Origin of the sequence: Marinobacter sp. (assembly GCF_048269445.1) — a bacterium.
Lineage (GTDB): Bacteria > Pseudomonadota > Gammaproteobacteria > Pseudomonadales > Oleiphilaceae > Marinobacter.
Genome location: NZ_JBLXIQ010000001.1, coordinates 370570 through 392496 on the forward strand (window position 1 = coordinate 370570; position 21927 = coordinate 392496).

Annotated in this window: 18 protein-coding genes; 5 read left to right on the forward strand and 13 right to left on the reverse strand. The window is 58.7% G+C overall.

The window, feature by feature from the left end; genetic code table 11:
• The first annotated feature begins 120 nt into the window (after window positions 1–120).
• Together ACN0XM_RS01770 and ACN0XM_RS01775 are read left to right on the forward strand one after the other, a co-directional pair.
• Window positions 121–1995: a DUF294 nucleotidyltransferase-like domain-containing protein gene (locus ACN0XM_RS01770; RefSeq protein WP_417565194.1), complete on the forward strand. Its 1875-nt coding sequence runs from the start codon at window positions 121–123 to the stop codon at window positions 1993–1995.
• Window positions 1988–2716 (forward strand): 3'-5' exonuclease, encoded by a 729-nt coding sequence (locus ACN0XM_RS01775; protein ID WP_417565195.1) that lies wholly within the window; start codon window positions 1988–1990, stop codon window positions 2714–2716. The genes ACN0XM_RS01770 and ACN0XM_RS01775 overlap by 8 nt, the downstream gene beginning before the upstream one ends.
• Before the next feature lie 33 nt (window positions 2717–2749).
• On the opposite strand, the gene msrB is transcribed toward ACN0XM_RS01775, so the two are convergent.
• The 4 genes from msrB to ACN0XM_RS01795 form a co-directional block, all read right to left on the reverse strand.
• Window positions 2750–3919 (reverse strand): peptide-methionine (R)-S-oxide reductase MsrB, encoded by a 1170-nt coding sequence (msrB, locus tag ACN0XM_RS01780; protein WP_417565196.1) that lies wholly within the window; start codon window positions 3917–3919, stop codon window positions 2750–2752.
• Between the two features lie 94 nt (window positions 3920–4013).
• Window positions 4014–5498, reverse strand: coding sequence for an ATP-binding protein (locus ACN0XM_RS01785; protein ID WP_417565197.1), 1485 nt, complete (start codon window positions 5496–5498; stop codon window positions 4014–4016).
• A gap of 2 nt (window positions 5499–5500) precedes the next feature.
• Window positions 5501–6202 carry a response regulator transcription factor gene (locus ACN0XM_RS01790; RefSeq protein ID WP_417565198.1) on the reverse strand — a complete coding sequence of 234 codons (702 nt, stop codon included), beginning with the start codon at window positions 6200–6202 and terminating at the stop codon, window positions 5501–5503.
• Window positions 6203–6238: 36 nt separating this feature from the next.
• A complete protein-coding gene (locus ACN0XM_RS01795; protein ID WP_417565199.1) occupies window positions 6239–6529 on the reverse strand; it encodes a hypothetical protein in 291 nt (96 codons plus the stop codon).
• Between the two features lie 239 nt (window positions 6530–6768).
• Between ACN0XM_RS01795 and ACN0XM_RS01800 the strand changes: the two genes are divergently transcribed.
• Entirely contained in the window at window positions 6769–7350 is a 582-nt protein-coding gene (locus ACN0XM_RS01800) for a QsdR family transcriptional regulator (protein ID WP_417565200.1), read from the forward strand.
• A 31-nt stretch (window positions 7351–7381) separates the two neighbouring features.
• Here ACN0XM_RS01800 and ACN0XM_RS01805 read toward each other — a convergent pair whose 3' ends face one another.
• The 4 genes from ACN0XM_RS01805 to ACN0XM_RS01820 all read right to left on the reverse strand — a co-directional run bounded on the left by ACN0XM_RS01805 (window position 7382) and on the right by ACN0XM_RS01820 (window position 13462).
• Window positions 7382–8797 (reverse strand): aldehyde dehydrogenase family protein, encoded by a 1416-nt coding sequence (locus ACN0XM_RS01805; RefSeq protein ID WP_417565201.1) that lies wholly within the window; start codon window positions 8795–8797, stop codon window positions 7382–7384.
• 119 nt (window positions 8798–8916) lie between these two features.
• Complete coding sequence (locus ACN0XM_RS01810) at window positions 8917–10101, reverse strand: acetyl-CoA C-acyltransferase (protein ID WP_417565202.1); 1185 nt, start codon at window positions 10099–10101, stop codon at window positions 8917–8919.
• A gap of 133 nt (window positions 10102–10234) precedes the next feature.
• On the reverse strand, window positions 10235–12328 hold the full coding sequence (locus ACN0XM_RS01815; RefSeq protein WP_417565203.1) for a 3-hydroxyacyl-CoA dehydrogenase NAD-binding domain-containing protein: 2094 nt from the start codon (window positions 12326–12328) through the stop codon (window positions 10235–10237).
• Window positions 12329–12637: 309 nt separating this feature from the next.
• On the reverse strand, window positions 12638–13462 hold the full coding sequence (locus ACN0XM_RS01820; protein ID WP_417565204.1) for an IclR family transcriptional regulator: 825 nt from the start codon (window positions 13460–13462) through the stop codon (window positions 12638–12640).
• A gap of 274 nt (window positions 13463–13736) precedes the next feature.
• Here ACN0XM_RS01820 and ACN0XM_RS01825 point away from each other — a divergent pair, with 274 nt between their 5' ends.
• Entirely contained in the window at window positions 13737–14666 is a 930-nt protein-coding gene (locus tag ACN0XM_RS01825; protein WP_417565205.1) for a 2-hydroxyacid dehydrogenase, read from the forward strand.
• A gap of 30 nt (window positions 14667–14696) precedes the next feature.
• Here ACN0XM_RS01825 and ACN0XM_RS01830 read toward each other — a convergent pair whose 3' ends face one another.
• Window positions 14697–16058 carry a hypothetical protein gene (locus tag ACN0XM_RS01830; RefSeq protein WP_417565206.1) on the reverse strand — a complete coding sequence of 454 codons (1362 nt, stop codon included), beginning with the start codon at window positions 16056–16058 and terminating at the stop codon, window positions 14697–14699.
• Between the two features lie 183 nt (window positions 16059–16241).
• On the opposite strand from ACN0XM_RS01830, the gene ACN0XM_RS01835 reads away from it, so the two are divergent.
• Window positions 16242–17411: an acyl-CoA dehydrogenase gene (locus ACN0XM_RS01835; protein ID WP_417565207.1), complete on the forward strand. Its 1170-nt coding sequence runs from the start codon at window positions 16242–16244 to the stop codon at window positions 17409–17411.
• Window positions 17412–17488: 77 nt separating this feature from the next.
• Here the strand turns inward: ACN0XM_RS01835 and oadA are convergent, their stop codons facing one another.
• The 4 genes from oadA to ACN0XM_RS01855 all read right to left on the reverse strand — a co-directional run bounded on the left by oadA (window position 17489) and on the right by ACN0XM_RS01855 (window position 21868).
• Window positions 17489–19288, reverse strand: a complete 1800-nt coding sequence (gene oadA / locus ACN0XM_RS01840) for a sodium-extruding oxaloacetate decarboxylase subunit alpha (RefSeq protein ID WP_417565208.1) — start codon at window positions 19286–19288, stop codon at window positions 17489–17491.
• Window positions 19289–19309: 21 nt separating this feature from the next.
• A complete protein-coding gene (locus ACN0XM_RS01845; RefSeq protein WP_417565209.1) occupies window positions 19310–20731 on the reverse strand; it encodes an acetyl-CoA carboxylase biotin carboxylase subunit in 1422 nt (473 codons plus the stop codon).
• A gap of 81 nt (window positions 20732–20812) precedes the next feature.
• Complete coding sequence (locus ACN0XM_RS01850; protein WP_417565210.1) at window positions 20813–21124, reverse strand: hypothetical protein; 312 nt, start codon at window positions 21122–21124, stop codon at window positions 20813–20815.
• A 144-nt stretch (window positions 21125–21268) separates the two neighbouring features.
• Entirely contained in the window at window positions 21269–21868 is a 600-nt protein-coding gene (locus tag ACN0XM_RS01855) for a hypothetical protein (RefSeq protein ID WP_417565211.1), read from the reverse strand.
• Window positions 21869–21927: the final 59 nt, after the last annotated feature.

Consider the following 21927-nt stretch of genomic DNA (forward strand, 5'->3'; position numbering starts at 1 on the left):
CTAGCAACACCGGCCAAAGTGGTCAATGAGATCTATCAAATGTCTACATGGCCGCAGGCCCTTCACGCTGCTATATTCACTATCTGAAAACCAATTTTCCCCGCGAAAACAGGGAGTTTTATGCAGGCCGAGCTCATCGACATCCGCAATCACATGGCGCAGCATCCGCCGTTTGACGAGATGACCGAGGAGTTGCTCGACAGGGTAGTGGGCGGCATCGAGGTGGTCTATTTCAAGGCCGGCACCCAGATCCTGGAGTTTGGCGACCCAAACATCTGGCTCTATTATGTTCGGAGCGGAGCGGTGGAGATCTATCGCCGCTCCGGCGAGCTGTACAACCGGATCAGCGAGGGGGGGATATTCGGCCAGTTCGGCTTGCTGACGCACAAGAAGGTGCGGTTCCCGGCCAAGGCCCTGGAAGACACACTGATCTACAAAATACCGGACGAGACCTTCCAGTATCTGTGGGAAAACGACGAAGAGTTCGCCGATTTTGTCGAGATTGAAGATCGAAGCCGCCTGCGTTCCGCCCTCTCCCGGCGGGAAAAGTCCAACGAACTGATGACCTCCAAGGTGATCCGGCTGGTATCCCGGGCGCCGATCTCGGCACCCTGCACGGTCCGACTTCAGGAAGCCGCCCGGATCATGACGGATAACGGCGTTTCCGCTCTGCTGTTGATGGAGGAGGAAGGGGAAAAACCGGTACTCAGGGGCATCATCACCGACCGCGATCTGCGTACCCGCGCGCTCAGCGAAGCCCTGCCCTCGGAAACCCCGATCAGCGACATTATGTCGGAAGGGCTGATTACGATTCCTTCCAGCATGTTCATTTTCGAAGCCATGCTCACCATGCTTCACAACAACGTACACCACCTTCCGGTGATGGACCGGGACGAGGTGCGGGGTGTGGTTGCGTTATCCGACATCGTCAAGTACGAAAGCCAGAGCAGCCTTTACCTGGTCAGCAATATCTATCACCAGCAGAACGTCAAAGGTCTGAAAAAGATCAGCCGGGATGTGCGTGACAGTTTCGTCCGGATGGTGAACGAGGACGCCAACTCCCACATGATCGGCAGCGCCATGGCGGGCATCGGGCGCAGCTTTACCCAGAGGCTTCTTGAGCTGGGCGAGGAACAACTCGGGCCGCCGCCGGTTCCCTACTGCTTCATGGCCCTGGGATCCATGGCCCGTGATGAGCAGCTGGTGGTGACGGACCAGGACAACGCCATGATCCTCGATGACAGTTTTGTTCCCGAGCAGCACGATGAGTATTTCCTGGCACTGGCGAAATTTGTCAGCGATGGTCTGGCCCAATGCGGCTACACTTACTGCACCGGCGATATTATGGCCACCAACCAGAAGTGGCGGCAGCCGCTGCGGGTGTGGAAGGATTACTTTGCCGACTGGATTGACAACCCGAGGGCCCAGGCCCTGCTCAACAGCAACATTTTCTTCGATCTGGACGGAATCTATGGCCAGACGGATTTTGCCGAGCAGCTGAAAACCCTGGTGGCCGACAAGGCCAGCAACAGCCAGCGGTTCCTGTCGCTCCTGGCCCGCAACGCTCTGAACCGGACACCGCCTATCGGCTTTTTCCGCACCTTTGTGCTGGAAGAGGACGGCAAACAACAAAAAACCTTCAACCTCAAACGCCGGGGCACCGCTCCACTGTCGGATCTGATCCGGGTTCATGCACTGGCGTGTGGCTCGCGGGCCCAAAATTCCTTCGAGCGCCTGAAAGCAATCGGCAATACCAAGCTTCTGCTGGACGACGATCTCGGCAATCTTCGGGACGCCCTGGAATTCATCTCGATTGTCCGGATACGACACCAGGCCCTGGCCATCGAGGCGGAACGAGAGCCGGACAACAATGTCCGGCCGGAGGACTTATCGCCCTTTGAGCGCAGCCACCTGAAGGATGCCTTCCAGGTAGTCAGCAATGCCCAGAAATTTCTGAGGTTCCGGTATAACGCCCAGGCGACCCGTAATGTCTGATAACCTGCCGGCTGAAGATTCCGTCACTAGCCTGCCATGGCCGGAGCAATATCAGGCCATGGCCAACCAGAGCAAGTCACCGCTTCTGAAAGCCTTTTACGAGAGCGGATGCGTAGCACCCGAGACGCCGCTGTCAGAGGTTCCGATGGTGGCTATGGACTTTGAGACCACGGGCCTCGATGCAAACCAGAACTCGATTGTCAGTATCGGGCTGGTGCCCTTCACCCTCGATGGCATCCAGCTGGCCGGGGCCAGGCACTGGATCGTCCGTCCGAAACTCCCCCTGCATCAGACCTCCATCACGATCCATGGCATCACCCACAGCGACATCGATAAGGCGCCGGATCTGGAAGAGATTCTTGAGGATCTGTTTGCCTGTCTGAGTGGCCGAATTCCTGTGGTTCATTACCGGAATATTGAACGCCCGTTCCTGGATGTGGCGTTGAAATGGCGCCTTGGAGAGGGCATCCGCTTTCCGGTTCTCGATACCATGGCCATTGAGACCCACCTACACCCGGACCGCCAACCTACCCTCTGGCAGCGATTCATGGGGAAAAGTCCGGTATCGATCAGGTTGGCGGACAGCCGGCTGCGTTATGGCCTGCCCCATTACGCAGCCCATAACGCGCTGATTGATGCCATTGCCACGGCGGAGTTGCTGCAGGCCCAGGTTTTGCACCACTTCAGTCCGCAAACTGCGATTGGGGATCTCTGGCTGTAGTCCGGTTGTCGGGTTAGGCTTTGCTAATCCGACCTACTCCGGTTCCCGAACCTTGTCGATCCACTCACCGTAACCGGCTGCTTCCATTTCCTCCAGAGAGATAAACTTCATGGCAGCGGAATTCATGCAATAGCGAAGCCCCGTGGGCGCCGGGCCATCGTTGAACACATGCCCCAGGTGCGAGTCCGCATAGCGGCTGCGAATTTCCGTCCGGCTTATGAAGAATGAACTGTCATCCCGCTCAACCACCGCATCGGGAGTAATCGGACGGGTAAAGCTGGGCCAGCCGGTGCCGGATTTGTATTTGTCCCGGGAGGAGAACAGAGGTTCACCTGAGACAATGTCCACATACAGACCCGGCCGCTTGTTGTCCCAATATTGATTTTTAAAGGCCGGTTCTGTGCCGTCTTCCTGGGTCACCTCATACTGCAAATCGGTCAGCCGCTGTTTCAGGGTTTTCTGGTCGGGCTTCACAAAGCTCTGGGGATCAAAGCCCGGGTTCGCCTCTCCGGTTTCCATGGCGGCCGGCTTGAACCGGGAAAAGTCCAGTTCGTAGTCCTCGCCATACACCTTCTTGATAAACTGATAACGGCCTGAATTGAAAGTGTAGAAGTTATAGCGAACCGGATTTTTCTTGTAATAGTCCTGGTGGTACTTCTCCGCCGGATAGAAGCTTTTCAGCGGCACAATTTCGATCAGCACCGGGTTGTCGTAGATACCTGACGCCTCAAGCTCTTGCTTGGCCGCCTCCGCCAGACGTTTCTGCTCGTCGTTGTGGTAGAAGATTGCCGGGCGATACTGCTGGCCGCGGTCCACGAACTGACCCTTGATGTCGGTCGGATTCATCATCCGCCACAGGCCGGCCAGCAAGCCTTCGTAGGTCATTTTCTCCGGATCGTAATACACCTGCACAGCTTCGGTGTGGCCAGTGCGGCCAGACGACACCTGCTGATAGGTCGGATTCTGTTCATCGCCGCCGGCGTAACCCGAGACCGCCTCCACCACGCCGGGGATCTTTTCAAAACCGGCCTCGACACACCAGAAGCAACCACCGGCAAAGGTTGCCACCGCCAGCCCGGGATCATCCGGTGCGAACTCTGTGTCTTTTCGATCGTGCTTGTCAGCGGTCGCGTAAGCTGTATAGAGCCCACCAGCGAAAACCAGCGCCAGAGCGGCCAACATACCCGTAATCGTGCGTTTCATGATAACTCTCCTCTACGTGATTCCATGCTGACAGCGTACTGTCCCGGATTCACGAAAACGTATGGTAGTTATTACGAATCTATAACATCGTGGATTATTGACCGGTGGCACCTTCTGGCTCATCCGCCAGCGGAAGCCAAACAGAGAAAACGGCGCCAGTGTCACTGCGGACCGAGAGTCGGCCCTTCTGCAGAGAGACCATCCGCTGGGCAATGGCCAGGCCGAGCCCGGCGTGGCCGACGCGCGAGGAGCCCGGGGCCTGATAGAAGGGTTCAAACAGGTGATCCATATCGGCCGCATCAATGCCGGGGCCGGCATCAGCCACGGTAATCTCGGCGCCGCGCTCCCGGGCGGTGACGCCCAGGGTTATCTCGCTGGCCCTGGGCGAATGGTTGACGGCATTTCCGATAAGGTTATCAAGAACCCGTTCAGTCATGGCGATGTCGGCCAGCACCCGCACGGGAGCAACCTCGACAATGGACAGGGACACGCCAGCGCGTTCGGCTTCGGGCCGGTGTTTCTGCACCACATCGTGCAGCAGTTCGGCAACCACGAACGGCTCGGGCGTGGGCTGTTTTTCCCGGGCGTCCAGAGCCGCCAGCTCAAACAATTCTTCCACCAGGCGCCCGAGCCGGTGCGTCTCCGCCAGTGCCACATCGAGAAACCGGGCACGCTCCTCGCCACTCAGGGTGTCCTGCTTCAGACGCAGGGCTTCAAGGTAGCCCTGAATCGACGCCAGAGGAGTGCGCAGGTCGTGAGACACCTGGGCCACCAGTTGGCGGCGCTGGGCGTCCTTGTCTTTCAACTGGTCCAGTTGCGCGGCAATGCGCCCCGCCATCTGGTTAAATCGGGCGGTCAGGTAATCAATATCGTCGCCTTTACCGTCGGGCGCGGGCAGGCGATCAGGAGGCATACCGCTCTCAAAGGCCTCCACCCGCTCAGTTAGTCGGGACAGACGGCGGGTCAGCAGGCGGAAAAACACCAGGCCCGCCAACAGTCCAACAAACAGGCTCACCGCCAGAGCCCCGGCCCCCAACTGCATTAACCGATCGCTGTGCACCATGCTTTCGGCCAGATCGTATTCCTCTCCCCGAAGCACCACATACAGGTAGCCGGTGGGGTTCTCGACGGACGGCACAGGCGTCACGGAAAAGACCTTGCGCTGGTCATGGCTGCGGGGATCGTCACCCGGCAAGGGGTAGGCCTCAGGATTTTCCAGAAGGGTATTGATCGGCCCGAGGGAAACCCGATTACGCTTGATCTTGTCCGGGTCGGCGGAATAGGAAAGGATTCGCCCCTCCCGATCCAACAGGTAAATCTCAATACTTGGGTTGATGGTCATGTACAGTTCGAACAACTGCTTGAGGGCATCCCGGTTGAGCTTGCCGTCGGTAACCAGGTTACGGTCTGACACCAGGCTACGTGCCAGATCCCGATTGAGCTGCTGGTTCACCGCCGCTGAATACTCCCGGACCGAGGCCAGGCTCAAAAAAGTAAATAGCCCCCCTACCACCAATAGCAAAAGGAAAAGGCCAATGGCCAGCCGGGCATAGAGCGTTCGGAACACCGACAGAGCCATGACTAATCCATAAACCGGTAACCAACGCCCCAGACGGTCTGCACGTACCGGGGGGCGGCGGGGTCGGTTTCAATCTTGTTGCGCAAACGGTTGATGTGGGTATTCACGGTATGCTCGTAGCCCTCGTGGTTGTAGCCCCAGACCGCATCCAGCAATTGTGCCCGGCTGAACACCCGGCCCCGATGGCTGGCAAAGTGCCAGAGCAGGTCGAACTCCCGGGCGGTGAGTTCCACTTCCGCCGCCTGCAGAAAAACCCGTCTCCGGACAGGGTCGATACGCAACCCCTCGACTTCGATCTCCCTGGCCTCATCGTCGGAAGACGTTTGGGAAGAAAGGGCATCCACGCGCCGAAAGAGCGCCTTGATCCGGGCCGACAGCTCGGCCACGCTAAAGGGCTTGGTGAGGTAGTCATCCGCCCCCATTTCAAGCCCCAGAACACGATCCAGTTCCGTGCTTTTGGCGGTCAGCATCAGCACTGGCACGTAGCCACCCCCAGCCCGGATCTCCCGGCAGACCGCCAGACCATCCAGTCCGGGCAGCATCAGATCCAGGATCACCAGATCGATGCCGCCCTCACGGAAACGTTCCAGACCGGTGTCACCCCGGTCCATCAGCACCGCCTTCATACCCAGATCCGATACCTGCATGCGGACCAGCTCTCCGATGCCGGGGTTGTCCTCGATAATCAGTACCGTTCTGGTCATGGGTTCCACGCTCCGGAAAGGTGCGCCGCCACACCTCTACTTCATGTTGTCCTTGTCGTCCATGCTGTTATCCTGCATCGACATGCCATCTTTCTTCATGTCGTCCATGCCGCTCGCTTCCATGGCATCATTCTTCGTGCCGTCACCCTTGATACCCTGCCCCATGTCTCCGGACATGTCATCTTTTTCCATGCCATGGTCAGACATACCCTTGTCCATCACGTCATCGTTCATCATATTGTCTGATGGCTTCATATCGTCGGCGATGGCGAAGGTCGCCAGCAGGCCCAGCGTGGTAATCGCAAACATTCGGCTCAAGTGTTTCATAATCATCTCTCCGTGCTGTCTTTTGGGTGCCAGCAACAGCGCTGGCCACACCAACAGCTTGGCTCCCGGCCTTTACGCCACAATCACGAAGAGTTAAAGAATGTATTCCGTAAAGTTCACAAAACCATCACGGGCCCTTTCCTTCACCCGCTTTGCCGGACCGCAGGCTGGTCCGGACCCTCATAGCGGCTGCGGGGATTAGCCGTTAGAATGCATTCAAACTCCGGCGCGAGGTTTCAGTGACAGATAAGGCAATAACAAAGGCGACACCCGCCGACGCTTTCAAGCGGGCAAGGCGCATGTGGCTCAAGGGTGAGCGCATCCACCTGGCGTCTCTGTCTGACGACCTCGGAATAGGCAGGGCGACCCTGTTTCGCTGGGTCGGCAATAAAGATCTGCTGATCGGTGAGATTCTCTGGTCTCTCTACGACCCCCTTAGACTGCAGGCGATGGCCGAAACGCCAGGTACAGGCGTGGACTATATCGTTGGCGTTTACCGGCGTACCAACTCCACAATTCTGCACTTCGAGCCGCTCCGGCGGTTCATCAATCAGGACCCGGAATACGCCCTGAAGATTCTCACCTCGTCCCAGTCTGTCCTGCACACCCGAACGGTCGAAACCAATACCCGGATGCTCAAGGATCAGGTGGCAGCTGGCCACATTAAACCACCGATGAACATTTTCAGCCTGTCGTACTTCATGGTGCGGTTGGCGGAATCCTGCCTGTACAGCGACATTATCGGCGGGCGGGAACCTCGGGAGGCCGAACTGGAGGATGCCTGTACGGCGGTTCGGATATTACTAGGAGGGCGAGCCTAGCCCGCCGATCAGCAGGCTAGTCGACCAACGTTTACAGCTGTAGAGACCGAACCTCCAGGAACTCTTCCAGTCCCCACTTGCCGAACTCGCGACCAATGCCGGAGTGGCCAAAGCCACCAAACGGGGCCATGGGGTTAAACGCGCCACCGTTCACGAACACCTGACCGGTGCGCAGTTTGCCCGCGACTTTCTTGGCCTTTGCGTCATCTGCGGACCATACGGCTCCGGAAAGGCCGTATTGGGTGCCATTGGCGATTCTGATGGCGTCCGCTTCGTCCTTGTATGGAATCACGCACAGTACTGGGCCGAAGATTTCTTCCTGGGCGATGCGGCTATCGGGTTTCACGTTACCGAATACCGTGGCCTTCACGAAATATCCTTTATCGCAGCCTTCCGGAGCTTCCGGACCGCCGGCAATCAGCGTGGCGCCTTCTTCGATGCCCAGTTTGATGTAATCGATGACCTTGTCACGCTGCTGCGCGGAAGCCAGCGGGCCGAGGCGGGTGGTTTCTTCCAACGGATTGCCGGGAGTCATTTTCGCCACGGCTGCAGCCGCGAGTTCGCAGGCTTCATCGTGCCTGTCTTCCGGCACGAGCATACGGGTGAGTGCGGTGCAGGTCTGGCCGGAATTGAGCAGGCAGTTGTTGATCGTGCCTTTGACGGCGCCGGCCAAGTCCGCATCCGGAAGGATCACCGACGCAGATTTGCCGCCCATCTCAAGAGCATAACGCTTGAAATCATCGGCGGCGGCGTGGGCAATCAGGTGACCGGTGCGAGTGGAGCCGGTGAAGGACACCATGCGGACATCCGGGTGCTTGATCAGGGTATCGCCGACGGTCTGGCCGAGGCCACACACCATATTGAAGACACCCTTGGGCAAGTCGGTCCCGTCCAGGATCTCAGCAAGGATATAAGCGGTTTGCGGAGCGATTTCCGACGGTTTCAGCACCACCGTGCATCCGGCCGCGATAGCCGGGACTATCTTCAGAATCACCTGGTGCAACGGGTAGTTCCAGGGAGTAATGCAGCCAACCACACCCACAGGCGCGTACTGCACTTCGGAGTTGCCGGACTGTTCGGTAAACGGGAAGTCGGGCAGCATCTTCAGGTAGGTCTTGGTCACGGCGGCAGGCATGCCGGCCTGGATGGGGGTGGCCAGCTTGATGGGCATACCCACTTCCCGGGTAACGGTTTCCGCTATTTCCGGTGCCCGCTCTTTCAGTCCCGCCTGCAGCTGCTCCAGCACCTCAATACGCTGTTCCAGTGTGCTCTCGGACCAACTTTCAAAGGCGGCATCGGCCGCGGCAATAGCCTGCTCCATTTCATCCCGGCCAGAGGCGGGCACCCTGGCAATGATCTCACCGGTACCAGCTTCATGAACGTCGATCATCTCGCCGTTCCAGTTGACCCATTCGCCGTTGATATAGTTCTTGCTCAGTTCTTTCATACTTTTCACCTTACTCAAATACGGTTACGCCTCGAGCATTCTTCCCTGCCACCATACCCTCGAAAGCCTGGGAGGCCTCTTCAATGGGGTCAGACGAACGCTTTCATCTGACCCAGACGTCACACTACCTCAAACAGCCCGGCCGCGCCCTGGCCTCCGCCGATGCACATGGTGACGACCACGTATTTGGCACCGCGGCGCTTGCCTTCGATCAGGGCATGGCCCGTCTGGCGGGAGCCGGTAACACCGAAGGGATGTCCGATGGAAATGGAGCCACCGTTTACGTTCAGCTTGTCCATCGGAATACCGAGCCGGTCACGACAGTAAACCACCTGGGACGCAAAGGCCTCGTTGAGCTCCCACAGATCAATGTCGTCCATGGTCAGGCCTGCTCGCTCCAGCAGCCGAGGGACTGCGAAGACCGGGCCGATGCCCATCTCATCCGGCTCACAACCGGCTACGGCGAAGCCCCGGAAAATCCCCATCGGTTCGATGTTGTGCTTCTCGGCGTAGGTGCTGTTCATCACCGTGCACACAGATGCACCGTCTGACAGCTGGCTGGCGTTGCCTGCGGTAATGAACTGGTTCGGTCCACGCACCGGTTCCAGACCAGCCAGTCCCTCGAGAGTGGTGTTCGGGCGGTTGCATTCGTCGCCGGTCAGGGTCACCTGCTTTTCACTGACCTCACCGGTTTCCTTGTCCTTCACCAGCATGGTGGCGTCGAAAGGCACAATCTCATCGTCAAACTTGCCCGCCTGCTGGGCCGCCGCCGTGCGTTGCTGGGAAATCAGGGAGTATTCATCCTGGGCCTCACGACTGACGTTGTACCGCTTGGCCACGATATCCGCCGTCTCGATCATCGAAAGGTACAATTCGGGCTTGTTCTTCATCAACCACTCGTTGGTGGCATGAAAGCTGTTGATCTTCTCATTCTGCACCAGGGAGATGGACTCAACGCCTCCCGCCACCATGGCCGGCACCTTCTCGGATACAACCCGCTGGGCGGCAAGGGCGATGGACTGGAGTCCAGAACTGCAGAACCGATTAATGGAAAACCCGGCGGTGGTTACCGGAAGACCCGCGCGTATGGCCGACAGACGGGCGATATTCCGACCCTGGGCACCTTCCTGGTATGCAGCACCCATGATCACATCTTCAACAATAGACGGATCAATCCCGGCACGATCGACTGCGTGCTTGATTACGTGCCCGGCCATATCGACGCTGTGGGTGTTGTTCAAAGCGCCCCGATAGGATTTCGCCAGACCGGTGCGAGCGGTGGAAACGATGACTGCATCAGACATAACAATGTCCTCAATTTTGAAAAGATGTAAATCGGGTTAGGCAACGCCCTAACCCGACACCGAATTGATTCCCCTGCCGATACTGTCGGATTACGACTTCGCCCAATCCGGCCTACCGGTCCTAAGCGCCGACTTAAAGGTCGCCGAATTTCTTGCCTTCGCTGACCAGCCTCTCAAGCAAAGCCGCCGGCTCCCACTGCTCACCACCAACGGCGCTCTGATATTTCTTCACAGCTGAAAGAATGGTATCGAGACCTTCCTGGTCGGCCCAGAACATGGGGCCACCGCGGTAGGCCGGGAAGCCATAGCCATAGATCCACACAATGTCGATATCCAACGGACGGTCGGCAATACCCTCTTCCAGGATCTTGGCGCCTTCGTTGATCATCACGTACATGCAGCGCTCGAGGATTTCCTGGTCGGTAATCTCCCGTGGCGTAATCCCCCGCTCCTTGCGGAACGCTGCGATCAGCTGTTCCACTTCCGGGTCGGGAACCGGCTTGCGGCTGCCTTCTTCATACTTGTATACACCCGCCTGGGTCTTCTGGCCAAGCCGGCCCAGTTCGGCGAGCTTGTCCATCCAGCTGGCAGGCACATCCTGACCGGCATTGCGGCGCTCTTCGCGGATCCGGTAACCCACATCGATACCGGCCAGATCGGACATCGCGAACTGCCCCATGGGGAAACCGAGATCGGTCAGCACCTTGTCCACCTGCTGCGGGGTCGCGCCCTCGTCGACCAGGGCCATGGCCTCGGTGCCACGCTTGTGCAGCATCCGGTTACCGACGAAGCCATAGCAGTTACCCACCATGACGCCGACTTTCTTGATCTTTTTGGCGACCGCCATCACGGTGGCTTTCACCTCGTCAGAGGTCTTGCTGCCACGCACATTTTCCAGCAGCTTCATGACGTTGGCAGGGCTGAAGAAGTGCATGCCCACCACGTCTTCCGGACGCTTGGTGGCGGAGGCAATTTCATCGATATCCAGGGTGGAGGTATTGGACGCCAGGATCGCGCCGGGCTTGCAGACATCATCCAGCTTGGCAAAGATCTCTTTCTTGACGGCCATGTTCTCGAACACCGCTTCAATGACCAGATCAACATCGCGGAAGTCATCGTAGCTCAGGCTCGGCGTTATCAGCGCCATGCGCTCTTCCACCTGCTCCTGAGTCAGCTTGCCCTTCTTCGCGGAGTTCTCGTAGTTGCGGCGGATAATGGCCAGACCCTTGTCCAGCGCCTCCTGCTTTACTTCCACGATGGTGGCGGGAATGCCAACGTTCACGAAGTTCATGGCAATACCGCCACCCATGGTGCCGGCACCGATGATGCCGACGCTCTTCACATCACGGACCGGGGTGTCCTTGGGCAGACCTTTAACCTTGGAGACCTCGCGCTCACCGAAAAACGAGTGAATCAGACCGGCACGCTGGGGCGAGTCCATGCACTCCATAAACAGTTCCCGCTCTCGCTTCATGCCCTCGTCAAACGGCAGGTTGAATGCCGCTTCCACGGCATCGACACACTTGAACGGGGAGAACAGGCCCCGGGCCCGTTTCTTGAGCTCATCGCGGAACTGGTCGAAGACATTGCTGCCCTTCTCCGCTTCGATCTTGTCGGTAAGATCCCGAACCCGGCGCACCGGCTTACCCTCATCGGCCACCTTCTGAGCATAAGCCAGGCCCACCGCGCGGATATCGTTGCCCTCTTCCACCGCATCCAGAATACCCAGCGCCAGGGCATCCCTGGCACCGACGAATTCACCGGTGGTAATCATTTCCAGTGCCTTTTGAGCGCCCGTCAGGCGGGGCAGCCGTTGGGTGCCGCCTGCGCCGGGCAGCAGCCCCAGCTTCACTTCAGGCAACCCCACCTTGGCACTGCTGACGGCAACCCGGTAATGGCAGCTCAACGCGGTTTCCAGACCGCCACCCAGGGCGGTGCCGTGGATTGCGGCGACCAGCGGCTTGTCGCTGTTTTCAAAGGTATTCACCAATGTCGGCAGGGTCGGCTCCTGCATCGGCTTGCCGAACTCCCGGATATCGGCGCCGGCAATAAATGTGCGCCCTTCACAGACCAGCAGCAGCACTGTGGCATCCGCATCTTTCTGACCCTGTTCCAAGGCTGCGAGCAGGCCAGAGCGGACAGCCTGGCCGAGGGCGTTCACCGGCGGGTAGTTCACGGTAATCACGCCAATGGTGCCTTCCCGGTTATAGCTAACGACCTCAGACATAAGTTCTCCTCGCATTCTTTCTGGAATATGGTTTTAACTAGCGAAACATGCGAACGATTTAATACAAGTTCGGTGACGGTTTCAACCACCCATTAAACTACAGGTATAAAAAAACCGCAGAGGTTTCTTCTGCGGTTTTTCTAATTCAGGGCTCGTCTGTAAGGGGCTCCCCTAACTTATGGGAGCTGTCGGGCAGGGCATTCCGAAACCTTGCGGAGCCAGGGATGGCGGAGCAGAGCGTACAGGGACGTATTCACAGCGTGTTTCGGAATGTCCTGCCCGACAGCTCTTCCCCCAAGGTTGCGAAAATCAGACTCCCAATGATTCGATATCACCCGCCAGCATCGCCAGCTGGTGGGCAATGGAACCCCGGAGCTTTTCCGCGGGCACCAGGTAGGACGGTGCGGCGCAGGTCAGGGCCATGATGGTGCCGTCCTGCAAGTGGATGGGAACACCGGCGGAGTTGATGTTCCGGTCCCACTCGCCGATGGACAGGCAGAACCCGTGCTCCTTGTAGTCCTTCATGGCCTGCTCGAGGCCTTCTTTCTTTTCGGGCCAGGCATTGCCGTATTTGGCCTCCATCGCATCATCAATCACCAGGCGCGCCTTGTCGCTGATGGCGCAGTAGTAGGCCCGGCCGGCGGATGTGGTTGCCATGGGCAGTTTGAGGCCGATGTCCATGCGCAACAGGGAGGCTTCTGGCGGCAACCGGTTTTCCACGTAGATCATGTGCAACCGGTCCCGGCAGGTCAGGCCTACCGACATATTGGTCTGCCGGGCGAACTCGTCCATGTAGGGCTTGGCCAGCTGGCGCACCTTGAGGTTGGAGACATAGGCATAACCGAGAGCCAGCACCCCGGAACTCAGCTGGTATTTTTCCAACTGGGTGTTGTAGCTCAGGTAACCGAGTTTGGTGAGGGTGTAGGTCATCCGGGATACGGTCGGCTTGGGCAATCCCGTGATGCGGGCAATGTCCTGGTTGCCCAGGATGACCGAGCCCTGGCTGAACGCGCGGAGCACATCCAGGCCACGGGACAGGGCCTCGACGAACTTGCGGTCCTTTTCAGGCTTCACGGGCTCACCGTCACTGGATGCCACTTTCAGTTCCGGTGAACTCTGCTTTGTTCTTGCCATATTGGGACGTCCTCCAACCGCGTCGCCTGTTCCGGTGCCGGGGTATTAATCTGATGAATAACCAAAGATGCGCTATTTTAATCGCTGCAGAAATCAAGTACCAGAAAGTCTTTTCAAAATTCATACCAAATATGAAACACTAATTAGTTATGTTTCAAATCAAGACTCGCAGAGCGGTACCTGATACCGTCTTTATCTTATTTATTCGACATTTTATTCTGCATTGCAAAACAAATTAACAGCCAACGAATCCCGTGGCGACCCCGGAGGTGAAATGAAGATTCTCTTTGTGGCAGGCGACCCGAAACCCGAACGCTGGACCGTCCCCATCAGGGCGATGGTTCCGGAGGCGGAGGTTTACGTCTGGGATCCCGACGGCCCTGCCGTTAACGCGGACTATGCCATCGTCTGGCAACCGCCGGCGGCCCTGTTTGAACGGGAGAAGAACCTCAAGGCGGTGTTCAACCTCGGAGCCGGCATAGACGGACTACTGAAGGTCCCCAATCTGCCGAAAGACCTGACCGTGGTAAGGCTGGAAGATGCTGGCATGTCGGCTCAGATGGCCGAGTACGTGTTGCACCAGCTTCTCGAAGCTAATCGTGAGATGGAAACCTACCGGGAGCAGCAACGCCAGGGGGTCTGGAAAATCCATCGGCCCATGAAGCGCAGCGAATGGCCGGTGGGCGTTATGGGGCTCGGACATATCGGCAAGCGCGTGGCCCGGACCCTGGCCGATCTGGATTACCGGGTGAGTGGCTGGGCAAGAGGACAACACAGTCTGGAGGGTGTGACTGCCTATGCCGGTCCAGACCAACTCGGCGAGTTTCTGACAGCCACCCGGGTTCTGGTCAATACCCTGCCCCTGACCGAGGAAACCCGGAACCTTATCGACTACGAGCTGTTGAGCCAGTTGCAGCCTGGCGCCGTACTGATCAACGTTGGCCGGGGCGAGCACCTGGTGGAAGACGACCTGCTGCGGGCCCTGGACGACGGCAAGCTGCTACGGGCGTCCCTCGACGTGTTTCGAAAGGAGCCTTTGCCCGAGGGACACCCCTTCTGGCAACGCAAGGAAATCACTATTACCCCGCACATCTCCGCCCGAACCCTACGGGATGCCACCCTGGAACAGATCACCGGCAAGATCCGGGATCATGCCCAGGGCCGCCCCATTAGCGGGATCGTGGATACCGATCGGGGTTACTGATCTCAAAAAGAAGGTCGAGAGCGGCACCGATCAGGCCAGGGTCGGTGCCAGCCATGCCACCAGCGCTGTCAGCACCATCAGCAGAGGCAGGGCAATCAGAACGAACAGGCCGTTCCAGCGAAACGCCACAACCCACCGGGAAATCTGACCGAACCGCGAGAGCAGCATCACCGAGGGACCGAAAGGCGAGAGCATCATGGCCAGGGAAAAACCGATCACCAGGGCCACGGCGACCGGCAACAGGTCCATGCCCTCCGCCACCAGCTGCGGCAGCAACCCGGCTTGAACACTCAGAACCGTGATAGGAATGACCCCGATCATGGAGAACATCGGCATCATCAGCATGCCCAGCATTGCCACCAGGAAAACGCCCCCACCAGTCGCTACCAGGCCGGCCAAAGCATCGGCAGGGATCACGGCGGACAAGGCCACCCCGAGAATCGCGGAGGCGGCAAAAATGGCCATTTCATTGTGCATGGTCCACACCTGGCCCGCGCCTTCCTGCAAAACCGGCATCAAGCCGCGTTCCTGCCAGAACATGTAAAGCAGGGTCACGGTTGGCACTGCCAGCATGGCCGCCACCGACACCTTGAATCCGGTCGTCGCCACCAGACCCGCCATCACCGCGAACACGGCAAGAATCAGGCCCAACAGGCGCCCAGTGCCTGGCAACCAGCCCTCAACAGCGACGCGCTCACTGCTGACCTTGCGAAATCTGCGCTGCTCCAGCACCCAGCCAACCAACACCATTAACAACGCCGCGATCAATCCGAACGGCAGCAACTGGGACCAGCTCAGCTGCGGTAACTCCCGGGTGAGAATAGCCACGGCAACGCTGGTGGGCGCCACCAGCGGCACCAGGGCAAAGCCTCTCAGGGCACTGATCAGAACGCTACGCAGCCACTGCAAACGGGAGTCACCGGTAATGCCCCGCTCGCGAAGAGTCTCCGAGAGCGTGCCGCACAGCAGATTCATCATGCCGAAACTCAGGACCGTCGCGATGCCACAACTGACCACCGCGTACTTGGGGTACAGCAGGAACGGTTTTCCGCCCAGCAGCACATCGTGGATCCGGCGCAATACCTCGAACCGGCGCACCAGGCACTGCATCATCCCCAGGCTACCCAGGAAGGCGGAATAGAATGCCGCATCGGACGCCGCCTTCATCAACAGCGCTGAATCCAGGTTTCCCCGCACGGCAAGGGCGCCCAACACCACCAGAGCAATCACCAGAAGCATCCGGGCATAAGCCTGCAAGCGCCCGGCACCCGCCAGGAAAGCGACGACAAACATGGTCCCCGCGAGCGCACTCAGCTCCCGCTGCCCGAGGCAGATGGCCACCAGCTCTGTCACCACGGCCAGGGACACAAGCCATTGCAGAATGCTGCTCATGACAGGCCCGACCGATCAGGTTTGAACACTGCTTGCATTTCGATAATACCCGGATTAGTCTTTCAGAACGAAATTACAAAACTGCGTTTCGCTTGATGAAACTATGTTAACACAAAATTAGTACACGTTGCTCGGGAATCCCCATGATCGAGCTTCCCGATAAACGCTTTCAGGAGAATACAAATGGCTTCCGCACCCTGGAATGACCTGCTGGGTTTTGACACGCAACTGGACGAGACCGAGCGTCAGGTCCGCGACAGCATCCGCAGCTTCTGCGACCAGCGACTGATGCCCGGCATCGTCGAGGCCAACCGGCACGAGAAGTTCGACCGCAACATTTTCAACGAGATGGGCGAGCTGGGCATGCTTGGCGCCACGCTGCCGGAAGAGTATGGCGGACCGGGCCTGAACCACGTCTGCTACGGTCTGATTGCCCGGGAAGTGGAGCGGGTGGACTCGGCGTATCGTTCAGCACTGAGCGTACAGTCTTCACTGGTCATGTACCCGATATTTTCCTACGCCAAGGAAGCCCTGAAAAAGCGCATCCTGCCAAAACTGGCGTCCGGTGAATACGTGGGCTGTTTCGGCCTGACTGAGCCCAACCACGGCTCCGACCCCGGCGGCATGGAGACCCGCGCCAAAAAGGTCGACGGCGGCTACCTGCTGAGCGGCTCGAAAACCTGGATCACCAACTCCCCGATCGCGGACATCTGCGTAGTCTGGGGCAAGCTTGACGGCACGGTCACCGGCTTCGTGATCGAGCGTGACGGCGCCAAAGGCCTCGACACTCCCAAGATTCCAGGCAAATTCTCCCTGCGCGCCTCCGAAACCGGCTCCATCTTTATGGATGAGGTGTTCGTGCCGGAAGAAAACAAGCTGGACGTCGAAGGCCTGAAAGGTCCGTTCAGTTGCCTGAACAAGGCCCGCTTTGGCATCAGCTGGGGCTCTCTGGGTGCTGCCGAGTTCTGCTGGCACGCGGCCCGCAACTATACCCTGGAGCGCAAGCAGTTCGGCAAGCCACTGGCCGCCAACCAGTTGATCCAGAAGAAATTGGTGGATATGCAGACCGAGATCACCATCGGCCTGCAGGCAGCTCTGCAATTGGGCCGCATGATGGACGACGGCACCGTGACACCGGATGCCATTTCGCTGCTCAAGCGTAACAACTGCGGCAAGGCCCTGGACATCGCCCGGGTGGCCCGCGACATGCACGGCGGCAACGGCATTGCCGATGAGTACCATGTCATCCGTCACGTCATGAATCTGGAGGCGGTAAACACCTATGAAGGCACCCACGACGTCCATGCCCTGATTCTTGGCCGTGGTCAGACCGGCATCGCCGCATTCAGCTGATACCTCAGGGAGTCGTTGCCCCCAGACGAAACAGCCCCTCATTGTGAGGGGCTGTTTCGCATTACGCGATCGCGCTCTTATTCAATTTCCATCAATACTTCGCCCGGGACCACCCGGTCACCCTTGGTGATGAAGACGCCCGTAACCTTTCCGGCAGTGGTCGCCTTTACTTCGGTCTCCATCTTCATTGCTTCGATGATCAGCACCGGATCGCCGGCCTGAACCTCGTCGCCTTCCTTCACCAGCACATCCACGATATTCCCGGGCATGCTGGTGGTCACGTGACCTTCCTTGGTGGCGGTTGCTCGGCCACCGCTGGAACGGGCACCCTCGCCGTCCTCTCCCAGCGAAGCCAGGTGGATTTCCTCAGGCACTCCGTCGACTGTCATATAGAAACGACGTTCGTTCTCACCCGAGGGGTTGGCACCGGTAACGTGGATATCATAGCTCTCACCATGAACGGTGATCTTGAACTTGGTGGAGACTCCGCCGCCGGACTGGCCGGTGGGGATGGGCTCCAGAGGCTCCGGCTGCAGCATGCCGTCCCGGCGTTGCTCAAGATACGCTTTAGCCTGGTCCGGGAACATGGCGTAGGTGAGCACATCTTCTTCACTGGTCGCCAGCCCTCCGACCTGTTTCCGCAATTCGTCGAGTTCGCGGGGAATCAAGTTGGCCGGGCGCTCATCCACCAGCTCTTCCTTACCCACGGCCCGGCGCTGGAGTTCCTTATCGACCTCGGCGGGCGCCTTGCCATACCAGCCCTGCAGGTACTTCTTCACCTCGTTGGTGATGGACTCGTAACGCTTGCCCGACAGCACGTTGATCACCGCCTGTGTACCCACGATCTGAGAGGTCGGGGTTACCAGCGGCGGATAGCCCAGATCCTTGCGAACCTTCGGAATCTCCTCGAACACGTCCTGAATGCGATCCAGGGCGCCCTGCTCCTTCAACTGGTTGGCCAGGTTGGACATCATGCCACCGGGCACCTGTGACAACAGTACCGAGGTATCAACGCCGCTATAGGCACTCTCGAACTGATGATACTTTTTGCGCACTTCACGGAAATACTCGGTAGCCTGATCCAGCAGCTCAAGATTCAGACCGGTGTCGTACCCGGCATCGTGCAGCGCCGCCACCAGGGATTCTGTGGGCGGATGGCTGGTACCGCCGGCAAAGGCGGACAGTGCGGTATCAATGTGGTCGACACCGGCTTCCATGGCCGCCCACTGGCACATGGGCGCCATACCGGAGGTGGCGTGGGAGTGCAGGAACACCGGCAGGTTGAAGTTCTTCTTCAGTTTACCCACCAGGTCTGCCGTCACCGCCGGCGTTAGCAGACCGGCCATGTCCTTGATGGCAACGCTGTCCGCGCCCATCTCCGCCATGGCCCTGGCCTGCTCGAGATAGGTGTCGGTGTTGTGCACCGGGCTCACGGTGTAGCAGATGGTGCCCTGGGCATGCTTGCCGGCCTTCTTTACGGCCTTGATGCTGGTTTCCAGGTTACGGACATCGTTCAGGGCATCAAAAATGCGGAACACGTCCATGCCGTTTTCGGCGGCCTTGGCAACAAAGGCCTCCACCACGTCATCACCGTAATGCCGGTAACCCAGCAGATTCTGGCCCCGCAACAACATCTGTAGACGGGTATTGGGCAATGCCTGGCGCAGGGTGCGCAAGCGTTCCCACGGATCTTCCTTCAGGAAACGCACACAGGCGTCGAACGTGGCACCACCCCAGCACTCCAGGGACCAGTAACCGGCCCGGTCCAGCCACTCACAGGCCGGAAGCATGTCTTCCGTGCGCATCCGGGTGGCGATCAGAGACTGGTGGGCGTCCCTGAGGATAACGTCGGTAATATGAATCTTGCGCTTGGTCATTGGGATCTCTCCGATGTTCTTTTACAGGCCCGCCTGCGCCGCGATGGCGGCGGCAATGGCTGTGGCGATGGATTCTGGGCGGGTCTTGGTGCTGTACTCAAGCAGCTGGGGATTGCGCTCTACGAAGCCAGTATTGAATTCAGCGGCCTGGAAGTCCGGGTGTTCCAGAATCTGCTTGTAATAGGGAATGGTGGTCTGGACGCCATAGATACCCATATCGCCCAAGGCCCGACGGGAGCGGGCAATCAGCTCCGGCCAGTCCATGGCCCAGACAATCAGCTTGGCGCACATCGAATCGTAGTAGGGTGGAATCTCGTAGCCGGTGTACATGTTGGCATCGGTGCGGACCCCAGGGCCGCCAGCAGAATAGTAACGACTGATTCGGCCAAAGCTGGGCAGGAAGCCGTTCTTCGGGTCCTCGGCGTTGATCCGGAACTGGGCGGCAAACCCCCGATAGGAGATGTCCTCCTGCTTCAGCCCCAGGGGCTCTCCGGCAGCGATACGGATCTGGGCCTTGATGATATCGACACCGGTAATTTCCTCGGTGATCGTATGCTCCACCTGTACCCGGGTGTTCATTTCCATGAAGTAGAAGCTGCCATCATGATCCAGCAGGAATTCCACGGTGCCGGCATTGATATAGCCACACTGTTTTGCGACCCGCTTGGCAAGATCACCGATATACTCCCGCTGGCTCTCCTCCAGCTGGGGTGAGGGTGCCAGCTCGATCAGCTTCTGGTTGCGGCGCTGGATCGAGCAGTCCCGTTCGTAGAGATGAACGACATTGCCATGCGTGTCCGCAAGAATTTGAACCTCAATGTGACGGGGCTCAATAATGCACTTCTCCAGGAACACCTCGGCGCTGCCAAAGGCCTTGGTGGCCTCGGAAATCACCCGCTCGTAGTTCTGGCGCAGCTCTTTCTCGTTATCGCACCGTCGAATGCCGCGCCCACCGCCACCGGAGGTGGCCTTCAGCATCACCGGGTAGCCAATGTCCGCCGCCTGGATAACGGCATCCTCGACACCCTCAAGGTTGCCCTCCGAGCCGGGTGTGACCGGGACGCCAGCGGCCAGCGCTGTTTGCCGTGCCTGGGTTTTATCGCCCATCGAGGCAATGGCGTCGGCCGTGGGCCCCACGAAAGTGATACCGCGCCGCTCACAAATGGCGGCAAGCTCGGCATTTTCCGACAGGAACCCGTAGCCGGGGTGCAAGGCATCGCAGCCGGTTTCCACGGCCATGTTCACGATGTGGTGCGGGTTCAGGTATCCCGACAGGGGATCCTTGCTGATCTGATAGGCTTCATCGGCTTTCTTGACGTGCAGGGAATACTCGTCAGCCTCCGAGTGAATGGCGACTGAGCGGATGCCCAGCTCGCTACAGGCCCGGGCAATCCTGACCGCAATCTCTCCGCGATTGGCGATCAGCAGCTTCCGAATAGCCATGGAAAATCCTCCAGGTGATGGAAGTCGTTTGAATTGAAAGGTCGGTTTGAGCGGCACCAGCGCCGCCAACGCAGACGGACGTCAGGCCAGGGGCGGGGCCTGTGGCAGCACCGGAAAACTGGCGCAGGGCACCGGTCCGGAAAAGCCCCGGATTTCAGAAGGGGCACAGTCGGGCGACGCAGTGGAATCCCGGAGATGATCGCTGCCGGGCACTTCTCCCTCCTGAGGACCATCACCCATTACGTCCGGCAACAACAGGCCGGAGGCAGCCTCACCGGCCAGGGGGGCCGGCGCATTTTCAGCAGAGTAGGTAGGCAGTGAAACCAGGGCCAATGTCAGGATGATAACGAGGCGTCGCACCTGAATCCGACAACTGTGATGGGCGTCCTGCATGGGCGTCCTTAGAGGTGACTAAAGTCGTAGAGAGTGTCACGTGATTGCCGCATCGGTTCAATACGCTTTTTTGGGAGAGAAACATCGTTTTTTTCGATGAAAGGTGACTTCGGTACCGCTCGGGCACCGAAGCCACTGCCCGATTTAGAAGCCTCCATTTACCACGTGGACTATTTCATAGAACTTGGTTGCCCGGTGGTCCAGATCAATGGCCAGGTCAAGCCGCTGCAACAACTCGCGGGCACATATCAGGCCTCTGAGATAGGAACGGGATGGTTGGTGCCGGTCATCGTCCAGCACCAACAGAAACTCCTCATGGACCTCACGGAACGTGCTGACCAGATCCCCGACCGTTGCTGCTCGCAGGTCACGGTAGTGAATCGCCGGCAAATCGCTGACGGGGCGCATGATGTCTCGCACCCGCAAGTCCTTCAGAGTCCCACCCTGCCGATGGGCCACACTCATCGGCTTCTCGCCGTTCACATCCTCAATGGCCAGAATCCCCAGGCAATCACCCGCCTGGTTTTCCACGACCTTGAAGGAGGTGTCGGCGAGCTTCATCCAGAGTCTGGCCTCAGATACGGACATGTCGGAATTGAGCACCGAAAGCTTGTGCTCGGAAAAATCGGTGAGCAGGTGGACGGCCGAATCTTCGCTGCCAATGTGCGACAGCGGCTTGGCAGTTGGTAACGCACCGGTGCGCGCCAGATCGCGCACTGGCAATGCATTGAATGCACTGTTCATGATAAACCTCGTGAATCTGAATTCAGGTTGGAACGCCCTGCGCAGGCAGGCGCAATCCC